This window comes from Arachidicoccus sp. (genome assembly GCF_050436765.1).
In the GTDB taxonomy this organism is placed as follows: Bacteria; Bacteroidota; Bacteroidia; order Chitinophagales; family Chitinophagaceae; genus Arachidicoccus.
The window spans coordinates 1-6,698 of the sequence record NZ_JBNQGD010000310.1 but is presented as its reverse complement, the minus strand read 5'-3'; the positions used below and the strand labels follow the sequence as shown (position 1 = coordinate 6,698).

Annotated in this window: 8 protein-coding genes; all 8 read right to left on the bottom strand. The window is 37.8% G+C overall.

Annotation, left to right across the window (positions count from 1 at the left end):
- Positions 1–1,494 (bottom strand): sodium:solute symporter family protein (locus ACQR30_RS13575; protein WP_429736018.1); only part of this gene is annotated, 1,494 nt, incomplete at its 3' end.
- A 51-nt stretch (positions 1,495–1,545) separates the two neighbouring features.
- Positions 1,546–2,700, bottom strand: a complete 1,155-nt coding sequence (locus tag ACQR30_RS13570) for a galactokinase (RefSeq protein ID WP_429736016.1) — start codon at positions 2,698–2,700, stop codon at positions 1,546–1,548.
- 8 nt (positions 2,701–2,708) lie between these two features.
- Positions 2,709–3,731: a LacI family DNA-binding transcriptional regulator gene (locus tag ACQR30_RS13565; protein WP_429736014.1), complete on the bottom strand. Its 1,023-nt coding sequence runs from the start codon at positions 3,729–3,731 to the stop codon at positions 2,709–2,711.
- Positions 3,732–3,917: 186 nt separating this feature from the next.
- A complete protein-coding gene (locus ACQR30_RS13560; protein ID WP_429736012.1) occupies positions 3,918–4,262 on the bottom strand; it encodes a DMT family protein in 345 nt (114 codons plus the stop codon).
- 205 nt (positions 4,263–4,467) lie between these two features.
- Complete coding sequence (locus tag ACQR30_RS13555) at positions 4,468–4,914, bottom strand: hypothetical protein (RefSeq protein WP_429736010.1); 447 nt, start codon at positions 4,912–4,914, stop codon at positions 4,468–4,470.
- A 29-nt stretch (positions 4,915–4,943) separates the two neighbouring features.
- Complete coding sequence (locus ACQR30_RS13550) at positions 4,944–5,258, bottom strand: DUF59 domain-containing protein (RefSeq protein ID WP_429736008.1); 315 nt, start codon at positions 5,256–5,258, stop codon at positions 4,944–4,946.
- Between the two features lie 6 nt (positions 5,259–5,264).
- Positions 5,265–5,687, bottom strand: coding sequence for a SufE family protein (locus tag ACQR30_RS13545; protein WP_429736006.1), 423 nt, complete (start codon positions 5,685–5,687; stop codon positions 5,265–5,267).
- A 108-nt stretch (positions 5,688–5,795) separates the two neighbouring features.
- A partial coding sequence (locus tag ACQR30_RS13540) for a cysteine desulfurase (protein ID WP_429736004.1) occupies positions 5,796–6,698 on the bottom strand: 903 nt, incomplete at its 5' end.

Sequence of the window (6,698 nt, the reverse complement as noted above, 5' to 3'; positions counted from 1 at the left end):
ACATACGATGAACGCAACCGATGCAATATTGAAATTTTGTCCCATAGAAGAACTAAAATTAAACAATGGGTCGATGTGTAGTATGTGTGCCAACCAGCCTCCTTTGCCTTCTGCAATGGTTAAGCCATGTGTAGCTGCCGCTGCAGCTGTACCGGATATCAAACCATAGAAGGCACCATTGGCTGTTGCCTTTTTCCAGAACATTCCTAAGAAGAAAGTGGCAAATAGAGGTGCATTGATAAATCCAAATACCAATTGTAAAAAGTCCATAATATTATCAAAACTCTGCGCCAGATATGCTGTAGCGATAGAAGCAATGATACCAAAAACGGTAACATATTTTCCTACTTTTAAATAGTGGCTATCCGGGGCGTTTTTCTTAATATAAGATTGATAGATATCAAAGGTAAATACTGTATTAAAAGCCGTTACATTTCCCGCCATTCCGCTCATAAAAGAAGCGATTAGTGCGGTCAAACCGACGCCCAATAGACCATTTGGGTAAAAATGTTGTAGCAAAGAAGGTAAAGTCATGTTGTAATCATAACCTCCGCCTTTTGCTAAAGGAATTGTATAAGAGGGGTCTGTTTTCATCAATGCCAATGCAATAATTCCCGGAAGAATTACAATGATAGGCATAAATATTTTCGGAATAGAGGCATAGATAGGCGTCATTTGGGCATCATTGATATTTTTGGTGACCATCGCTCGTTGTACTACCAGGAAATCAGTACACCAGTAACCAAATGCTAATACAAAGCCCAATCCAAAAATGAGGCTACCATAATTAGTTCCCATTGGATTCGTTTTATCGCTGCCCATTCCTTTCCATACGTGCATCAATTCCGGTTCGACATGGGCTTTGAGTCCTTCCCATCCACCTACGTGGTGTAAGCCGAGATATACCAATGGAGCAATCCCTAACACAATTAAAAAGAACTGTAGCACCTCATTGTAAACCGCGCTTGTCAATCCGCCCAGATAGGTATAAGCTAATACTATAACAGAAGCAACTAATATGGAGGAATTGAAATTCCAACCCAACATCGCCTGCAATAAGATAGCCAACGCATATAAAGAAATACCGGAAGAGAATATCGTCATAATGGCAAAAGTGATGGCATTGAATCCACGTGTTTTTTCATCATAGCGTAAGGCTAGATATTCGGGTACAGATCGAGCTTTGCTACCGTAATAAAAGGGCATCATAAAAATCCCTAAAAACACCATCGCGAGTGCTGCGCCTAACCAATAGAAGTGTGTCGTATACAAACCATATTTGGCGCCGGAGGCAGCCATTCCCAATACTTCTTGTGCCCCTAAGTTGGCAGAGATAAAAGCCAGGCTGGCTACCCACATGGGGATAGAGCGACCACTCATCAAGAAGTCATTGCTGGTTTTCATCTTCTTCTTCAGCACGTAACCGATACCAATTACGAAGATGAAGTAGGTAAGGATCACTAAATAGTCAATTAAATTGAGTTCTAATTTCATTATTTGGTTTTTATAAAAAAATTGAATGAAGAAATGGTGATGGATTTATTTTTAAACGAGCGAAACGCCGTCTTCAATTTTTGCAATATATACTTTTGGTTTTTTATTGGTGGCCGACAGGTATTTCTCCGAAATGGTTTTTACCAAATCGTCTATAGCGTCTTCTTTAATTAGATTGATTGTACAGCCGCCAAAGCCACCACCCATCATGCGTGCACCTAATACATTGGGGTTATCTTTCACTGAGTCTATCAAAAAATCTAACTCTTTACAACTTACTTCATAGTCTCTGCTTAAACCTTCATGGGTCGCGAACATTTTTTTACCAAAACTGGTTACGTCACCCTTCTGCAAATCTTCACAGCCTGTTAGTAGGCGAATGTTTTCTTCTACCACGTATTTACAACGTCGATAAATGAGTTCATCTTTTGGTAAAACCATTTCATTCAACATTTCTATGGTTGCGTCCCGCAAACTATTTATTTCTGGGTACTTTTCTTTAATCATTTTTACACCAGCTTCACATTGCGCCCGTCGTGTATTGTATTCGGATGAGGCAAGCGAGTGTTCCACATTGGTATCGAATAAAACAATTTGAATACCATCCATTTTTAAAGGATTGTATTCATATTGCATTGTTTGGCAATCGAGTTTTATTACTTGATTTTTTTTGCCCATCATGCTGGCGAATTGATCCATAATACCACATTTGACACCTACAAATTGGTTCTCCGCTCTTTGTGCATATTTTGCCAGATTGATTTTATTGATATTTAAGCCAAATAATTCATTCAATGAAAAACCAACGCCGCATTCCAAAGCTGCTGAGGAGGATAGACCTGCGCCTAAAGGAATATCACCGCAGAAAACACAATTAAAGCCCCCAACCTTATAGCCATGGTCTTGCAATTGTAAAACAACGCCTAAAATGTACAATGTCCAGTGCTTGTCATTTTTTTCGATCGCCGTTAAGGACGTAATATATTCCTGGTTTAAATCGAGGGAAATAAGATGAATTTTATCATCTTCTCTTTTGGAAACGGCTAAATAAATTGCCTTGTTAATGGCAGCTGGTAATACAAAACCATTATTATAATCGGTATGTTCACCAATTAGATTTACTCGCCCAGGAGCTCTAACTAACAATGGTTGTTCCTTAAATTCCTCTACGAATTTTTCTTTTACCTCTTTTAGACAGTTGTTCATTCTTTATCTTACTTTATTTTTCTTTGAGAAGATTCTCTAAAAATTAATAGAGGATCTAAGGTGATATTTGTACAGGTTGTGGGCTGTTTTTTGCTGACCATTAGTGAAAGTAAAAGTTGCATAGCTTCTTTACCCATCAGTACAGTTTGTTGGTCTACAGAAGACAGGCTAGGGCTGAGGTGCTCTGCAAATAGTTCGTTCGCAAAACCAAAGACGCCAAATCTTTCTGGTACGGCAATATTTCTGTTTTTCAATTCTTTCAAAGCCCCTAAAGCAGAATAATCCTCCACTGCGAACACCGCATCGGGTTTTTCTTTGAGGCTAAGAAAATGGCTGATCGCCGCTTTCCCCGCTTCGATAGATACATCGCCTTCAAAAAACCAGCTTTCTTTGAACTTCATTTTGTATTGCTGCATGGCAGCTTTGTAGCCCTCCATTCTATCCTTAAACACCTTCAGGTGTAAGGGGCCGGATATGTGCGCAATATGTTTATAGCCTTGTTTTATCAAGTGTTCCGTGGCCATAAAGGCACCCTTATAATCATCTATCACTACAGAGGAGATTCCCAATCCTTCTTTGGCTCTGTCAAAGAAAACAATAGGCACGCCTAACTTCTTTGCGTCGGATAAATGTCCGTAGTCTTTTGTTTCTTTAGATATGGAAATCAGTATGCCATCTACGTGTGCTGATAATAATGCTTCGATCCCTTTTCCCTCGGATTTCCGGCTTTCATTGGTTTGATAAAGAAGGATGTTGTAGCCATTTGCATTGGCAATATTTTCTATGCCGTGAACGACAGATCCGAAAAAGCTGATATTTGCACTGGGTATCAATACCCCGACGGTGAAGGTTTTACCAGAACGTAAGGAAGAGGCAATTTTATTTCTTTTGTAATTTAATTTATCTGCGAGTGCATGAACTTTCTTTTTCGTCGCATCACTGATGGCGGGATGATTATTAAGTGCCCGTGAAATAGTGGCAGGCGTGGTGTTTAGCTTTTCGGCCAAGACAGTTATTGTTACTTTTTCCATCAGTAGTGTAAACGTTTACGGAACTAAGGTAATAATAATAACCACTTATCAAATATTTTTTTTTATTTTTTTAAATAATTGCCTGGAACCCGTTCATTTTGATAGGTTAAAATAGAAAAATAACCTTAATATTTAGATATCCATGTGAAACTGTTTATAAGAATTACAAATTTTAAACAATAATATTTATTGCTTAAAGGCAAAATACACCGCTCCCAAGATGAAAGCAAAACTGACCAGGTATTTCCAGTGAAAGGGTTGTTTAAGATAAAAAACGGCAAAAAAAGTAAATACCACCAGCGTAACGACCTCTTGTATTATTTTTAATTTAAAGGGACTGATTCCCCACTCATTACCATAATGATTAGCTGGTACTGTAAGGCAGTATTCAAAGATAGCGATGCCCCAACTTATTAAGATTATTTTCCAAATAGGAACATTGGTGAACCCAGGTTTAAGATGCCAATACCACGCTGTTGTCATAAATATATTGGAGAAGACCAATAGAATTACAATTAAAAAAGTGCGCATAATTTTTCTGTGAATATAATTTATTCTGGAAATAGTGGAGAATAAAGCCGTCAATAAAAATCTATAACTCTGTTAGAAGATATTTCTCTAATTTCTCAGGAGTTTAAATGGAACGATTTTAAAGTCATTATATAAGTGGTTATTTCTTCTAAAAATATATTACTTATTCCTGGGGCCTATTATAATATAAAGCTTTGAAGGTGATTTATTTATATCTGCGCCTTTTTTCTTTAGGTTTATTTCTATAATCCTCGAGTTCTTGCATGGCTTCAGGAGCGGGATTTTTAACTATAGAAAGGGCTGCCTGAAACAAAATAAAGTAGCCTATAATGCAAGCTAATAGCTCTTTCCAAGTAATCCAATATCCCCACCAACTGTAAATGGCCGCATTTTGAGGAGAAGCATTTTCGTAAATGACGGAAACTTTTTCGTTCTCTGTAAAAGTCCGAAATAGATAAGTAGGGTTAATGCTGATACTGTCTTTTCCATTTAAAGAAAAGAATGCTTTTGGTTGAAGTTTATGTGTAGCGCTGTCTCTTACAAAATGTATGGTGGCTACAGTCATTTGACCATCAAAATAGTCGGGTCGACGGCTAAATAGTATGTATAGTCCGAATACAACTATGAAAAATATAAAAAGGAATTTACTCACAGGAAGACGATTATAATTATATATTCTTTTTACAAAAAGCCTAGTTCTAATTTTGCTTCTTCACTCATCATTTCTTGCGTCCACTGTGGATCAAATGTAAGCTGGATATGTGCATCAGAGACACCCTCTACTGCTTTCACTTTTTCTTGCACTTCTAGAACAATATCGCCAGCTACCGGGCATCCCGGGGCAGTCAAAGTCATGGTGACAAATACTTCGTTATTATCCTTGATGTCAGTTTTATAAATCAATCCCAGCTCTACAATGTTACATGGGATTTCGGGATCATACACGGTACGTAAGGCTTCGTCAATTCTGTCTCTTAATGTAATTTCGTTACTCATAATTTTTTATTTTTCTAAGGAGTGAAAGGCAATTGCATAATTTTTTATTTGCTTCAACATAGACAACAATCCGTTGGAGCGCGTAGGGGATAAATGGCTCTTTAAACCAATATCATCTACAAAATGCAAATTGCTGTCGATAATTTCTTTGGCGGAATGTGCCGACAGCACTTTTACCACCATTGCCACCAAGCCCTTTGTAATCAGAGCATCACTGTCTGCTGTGAAATATAAAAGATTGTCTTTATTTTCGGCATGCAGCCATACTTGTGATTGGCAACCCTTGATGAGGTTTTCTGGTTTTTTATATTGTTCGTCGATTAGTGGGAGTTCTTTCCCCATTTGGATGATCATTTCATATTTATCCATCCAGTCAGTGAGATAAGCAAACTCATCTATAATTTCTTGTTGTGATTCTTCTATTGTCATCAGTTAATTCAAAAGTGAAAATTCAAAAATAAAAAGGCGTTATTTAGAAGGTCTGATCGACCCAAAGCTGTGGAAATTATAAGACATTTGCCACATTTTTCAAATTCATTATAACAAAATTGTCGCCGCTTTTTCCAATCCTTTTATAAGGATATCAATTTCTTCTTTGGTATTATAAAATGCAAAAGATGCCCTGACTGTTCCGGGAATTTTGAAAATATCCATTACCGGCTGGCAACAGTGATGGCCTGTACGCACTGCTATCCCCTGCTTGTCCAGCAATTCACCCGTATCAAAGGGATGTGCATTACCTAATAAAAATGAAATTACACCGGCTCTGTTTCCCGCTTCGCCAATGAAACGAATCTGCGGTATAGATTTTAAGGCAGTGATCGCATAGCTCATTAAATCAGCTTCTGTAGCGTGTATTCTTTCCAGACCAATTTGATTGATATAATCCACCGCATAGCCCAAAACAATGGCACCTGAAATATCGGGTGTGCCGGCCTCAAATTTGAAAGGTAATTCGTTGTAAATAGTCTTTTCGAAACTTACCGATTTTATCATATCGCCGCCCCCTTGATAAGGTGGTAATTTGTTTAACCATTCTTCTTTACCGTATAAAACACCGATGCCTGTTGGGCCATACATTTTGTGGCCCGAAAAAACCATAAAATCGGTATCTAATTTTTGTACCGAAATTGGGATGTGTTGCACGGCTTGCGCTGCATCTAATAAAACCGGAATATTTTTCGCATGTGCCTTTTGAATAATCTCTTGGACAGGATTTACCGTCGCCAGTGAATTAGATACATAAGTAACCGCTATAATTTTTACAGAATCGTCTAACAATTTTTCAAATGCATCCATTTGTAATTCACCCTTTTCGTCGAATGGAATTACTTTCAGAGTCGCCTTTTTCTCTTCACAAATGATTTGCCATGGTAAAATATTTGAATGATGCTCCATCGCTGAAATTATTAAGCTGTCGCCTTCTTGCAAATAAGATTT

Coding starts and splice junctions, on each gene's coding strand:
- ACQR30_RS13545 (WP_429736006.1), bottom strand. CDS start 5,687: ATGACAATAGAAGAATCACAACAAGAAATTATAGATGAGTTTGCTTAT.
- ACQR30_RS13550 (WP_429736008.1), bottom strand. CDS start 5,258: ATGAGTAACGAAATTACATTAAGAGACAGAATTGACGAAGCCTTACGT.
- ACQR30_RS13560 (WP_429736012.1), bottom strand. CDS start 4,262: ATGCGCACTTTTTTAATTGTAATTCTATTGGTCTTCTCCAATATATTT.
- ACQR30_RS13565 (WP_429736014.1), bottom strand. CDS start 3,731: ATGGAAAAAGTAACAATAACTGTCTTGGCCGAAAAGCTAAACACCACG.
- ACQR30_RS13570 (WP_429736016.1), bottom strand. CDS start 2,700: ATGAACAACTGTCTAAAAGAGGTAAAAGAAAAATTCGTAGAGGAATTT.